A 4,165-nucleotide genomic window follows, 5' to 3' on the forward strand; every position below is an offset into this window, starting at 1 on the left:
AAGGTTCCTGGTTTTAGGAACGTTCTTCCAAAAGATGGGCCAGCAAGCGGCGGAGCCGTGCGGTAGCTGACAAGTGTACAAAAATAGAGTGCCTAAACTAGCGGAGTAATAGGACGCTCGAGAAAAATTTGACACAAACGCGAGAAAAGGTGATTTCCTTTTCTCGCTCTTTTTGGTTATAATAGACTAGTAAAAAAAGATAGGGAGTGGAGAGACGGATGGAAATAGGATTAATCGGTTTAGGAAAGATGGGTTACCAACTCGCTTTAAATTTATTGGATAAAGGACACCAAGTTACAGGATACGATGTGATGGAAGCAAGTCGCAAACAAGCAGAGGATGCAGGGATAAAAACTGTTCCTACCTTGAAAGAATTGACGGCAAAAGAAACGGAACGCAAAGTGATATGGATGATGGTACCAGCAGGAAAACCATTAGAATCAGTATTGATTCAATTAATGGAGTTGCTGGTAGAAGGAGATATTCTGATTGATGGCGGGAATTCGAATTACAAAGATTCGATTCGTCATGCAGAACTCGCAGCAGAAAAAGGGCTGCATTTTATGGATTTAGGGACATCTGGCGGAACCAGTGGAGCTCGTAATGGAGCTTGTATGATGATCGGTGGAAATGAGGAAGCCTTTCGCTATATTGAGCCAGTGATTCAACAAATTTGTGTAGAAGATGGGTACTTGTATACTGGAAAATCAGGCAGCGGACACTTTTTGAAAATGGTCCATAACGGCGTTGAATATGGTATGATGCAAGCAATGGGTGAAGGTTTTGAACTCGTTGAAAAAAGTGATTTTGATTTTGATAATGCGGACGTAGCAAAAGTATGGAACAATGGTTCAGTTATCCGCAGCTGGTTAATGGAATTAGCAGAACAAGCTTTCCAAAAAGATGGTCATTTAGATGAAATGACTGGTGCTATGCAATCTTCTGGTGAAGGACAATGGACAGTTGAAACAGGTCTAGAGTTGAAAGTTCCGACACCGGTGATTTCCATGTCTCTGATGATGAGATATCGTTCAATGCAAGAAGATACATATGCTGGAAAAGTTGTTTCAGCATTACGAAATGAATTTGGCGGACATGCTGTTATTAAAAAGTAAAAAGGAAGTGTGGATTTGAGTCAATATGTGATTGGAGTAGATATTGGGACAACCAGTACCAAAGCAGTCCTTTTTCATGCAAATGGACTGGTAATGGATTCGGCTTATGAATTTTATCCGCTGATCAAGGAAAAACCAGAATTTGCGGAACAAGAATTAAGCGCTATCTATCAAGCAGTATTGAGTACTATCAAACAAGTTATTGTAAGCAGTAAAATACCTGCAGAACAAATTGTGAATGTCAGCTTTTCAAGTGCGATGCATAGTTTGATTTTAATGGATGGTAACGATCAGCCTCTTACTCGAAGTATCACTTGGGCAGACAACCGAGCTAACCGTTGTGCTGAAGAGCTGAAATTAGGAAATGGATCAGATATTTACCAACGCACCGGAACACCGATTCATCCTATGTCTCCTTTATGCAAGATTATATGGTTTAAAGAACAACAACCAGAAGTGTTTCAACAGGCTGTTAAATTTATTGGAGTAAAAGAGTATGTTTTTTATCAATTATTTGGCAAATATGTGGTTGATTATTCAGTTGCCTCGAGTACGGGTCTATTTAATATCCATGATTTATCATGGGATACAATGGCGCTGAAAGAAGCCGGAATTACAGCAGAACAACTGCCTCTCGCCGTCACTCCAACTACTCAGGTAAGTGGAATGAAAGAAGAAATTGCTCAGGAACTTGGGCTGAATCCTCAAACACCATTTGTGCTTGGAGGCAGTGATGGTTGCCTGTCTAATTTAGGTGTTGGAGCAATTGAGCCAAAAAATGTGGCTATCACTATTGGCACAAGTGCAGCTGTAAGAATGGTGACGGAAAAACCTTATTTGGATACAGATGAACGAACTTTTTGCTATGTGCTGGATGAAAATCACTACGTAGTCGGTGGAGCGATAAACAATGGCGGTGTTGTGATGGATTGGGCTAAAAATCAATTTTTTAATCCAGCTTTTTTAGAGGAAAATACAGATGAATACAGTGATATGATGGAGCTGATTGCTTCTGTTCCAGCTGGTTCTAACGGGTTATTGTTTCACCCCTATTTAAACGGCGAACGCGCTCCGTTATGGCAAGGAGAAGCTAGAGGATCGTTTTTTGGGATTCATCTGATGCATAAGCAAAAGCATTTCTTAAGAGCAGTATTGGAAGGAATTTGTTTAAATATTTACGATGTATTACATGAAATCACCGAGCAAGCTGGCCGACCGGATAAAATTATTGCGACTGGTGGGTTCTCTCAGTCTCCTGTGTGGCGTCAACTTTTAACGGATGTGGTACAGCAAGATGTTTTTATGCCGGAAAGTTATGAAAGCTCTTGTTTAGGAGCCGTAGTGATAGGGTTGAAGAGTGCGGGGATGATTGCTGATTTAAAAGTTGTTAAATCAATGATCGGCTCTGAACATCAGCATAAGCCAAACGAAATCGAAAGTGCTGTGTATAAAGAAATTTTTCCATTGTACCGCAAATTGAGCCGTCAATTTTCACAGAATTTTATGGAATTGGGCTTGTTGCAGGAAAAGGTTGCAATAACTGAAACTATAATTAAGTGATATCAATTAAGCTCCTTAAAGTAGCAATTAAATTGCTACTTTAGGAGCTTAATTGGCATTGTTGTTTTGTAATATACTATTCGTAATAGATATCGTGCCATTATAAAACAATATATTGGAAAGAGGATGAATAAACATATGGAGCTTGAAGCTATTATTAATAAAAATTATGATCAACTTAATGAAAATGAACTTTCTATTGTTTCCTATATATTACAAAATAAAAAAGAAACTCAAAATATCAGTATCACTAAACTAGCTGAAGTCTGTCATACTTCAAAATCTACAATTCTTAGATTAACACAAAAATTAGGTTTTAGTGGATTTGTGCAATTCAAATACAGTATTAAGCAAAGTAGTGAAATACACAGTGATCCTCATGATGATATGATCGGAAAATTAAAAAATGATATAGAAACGACTTATAAGTTATTTAAACAAACAGATGTAAAAATGATTGTTGAAAAGATTTATCACTCTAAAAGAGTATATAGTTATGGGACTGGATGGGCACAATTAAACGCATTAAATGACTTGAACCGAAGTTTTATATTAAGTGGTAAAAATAGTATGATGCTTCAATCTAAAACAGAATTAAAATTGTTGCTATCTGAAATGACTTCAAATGATTTAGTGATTATTCTATCGAAAAGTGGAGATGGGACAGGATTGTCTGAAATTACAAAATTATTATCTTTAAACAAAATTCCTATTTTATCTATTACAGAATTTAAAAACAATGATTTAGCTTCTAAAACAGATTATAACTTGTATTTTCAAAGCTCTGAAATTTATGATAAACATCGCGAAAATACTTCGAAAAAGACTTTTGTAACGGTAAATATAGTATTAGATATGTTATATCGAGAATACATAACATATGAAAACTTATTATAAAAGTAGAAAAATAATAGCATAAGCAAAACAGGGAAGCTTCCCAATTAATGGTAACATTTCCATAGTTGGAGATTGCTTCCCTTTGTTTTTAAACCCTGTTGAGAAAGCGCTTTTATAATGGTATAAAATAATTGTATCAATGAAAAGAAAAGGAGATAAAAAACCATGATGGAAAAATTACAGCGATTTGGTGGAGCAATGTTTACTCCTGTATTACTGTTTGCGTTTGCTGGAATAATGATAGCCCTCTCAACGTTAGCTACGAACGAGCTTATCATTGGAAGTCTAGCAGCAGAAGGAACAGTATGGACTAGAGTTTGGGAAGTATTAGAAGGTGGAGCTTGGGTTGTTTTTGATCATATGGAACTTTTATTTGTCATAGGACTGCCTATTGGTCTTGCAAAAAAAGCAAATGCTCGAGCAGCTTTGGAATCATTAATTATTTATTTAACGTTTAATACTTTTCCTGAATCATTCATAGATTTTTATACAGGGACATTTTTATCAAAAAATTAGGCGAAACTGAAATGTTTCTTTCTTTTTTACAAATCGATTAGATTCCTTCCTAACGGAAGAAAAGAAAAGTTCATTTC

3 protein-coding genes and 1 pseudogene are annotated in these 4,165 nt (G+C 36.3%); all 4 read left to right on the forward strand.

The features are described from left to right. Positions 1-218: 218 nt before the first annotated feature. Positions 219-1,115 carry a phosphogluconate dehydrogenase (NAD(+)-dependent, decarboxylating) gene (gene gnd, locus ACEN4L_RS13175; RefSeq protein ID WP_079650455.1) on the forward strand — a complete coding sequence of 299 codons (897 nt, stop codon included), beginning with the start codon at positions 219-221 and terminating at the stop codon, positions 1,113-1,115. Positions 1,116-1,124: 9 nt separating this feature from the next. Continuing rightward, entirely contained in the window at positions 1,125-2,675 is a 1,551-nt protein-coding gene (locus ACEN4L_RS13180) for a gluconokinase (protein ID WP_407097701.1), read from the forward strand. 138 nt (positions 2,676-2,813) lie between these two features. Further along, the gene (locus tag ACEN4L_RS13185; protein WP_407097702.1) at positions 2,814-3,572 is read left to right on the forward strand and encodes a MurR/RpiR family transcriptional regulator; all 759 of its coding nucleotides are present in this window, start codon (positions 2,814-2,816) and stop codon (positions 3,570-3,572) included. Between the two features lie 165 nt (positions 3,573-3,737). Beyond that, a pseudogene (locus tag ACEN4L_RS13190) lies at positions 3,738-4,073 on the forward strand (PTS transporter subunit EIIC); the annotation flags it as partial. Positions 4,074-4,165 lie beyond the last annotated feature (92 nt).

It is taken from the genome of Desemzia sp. FAM 23988 (genome assembly GCF_045528365.1).
GTDB lineage: Bacteria > Bacillota > Bacilli > Lactobacillales > Carnobacteriaceae > Desemzia.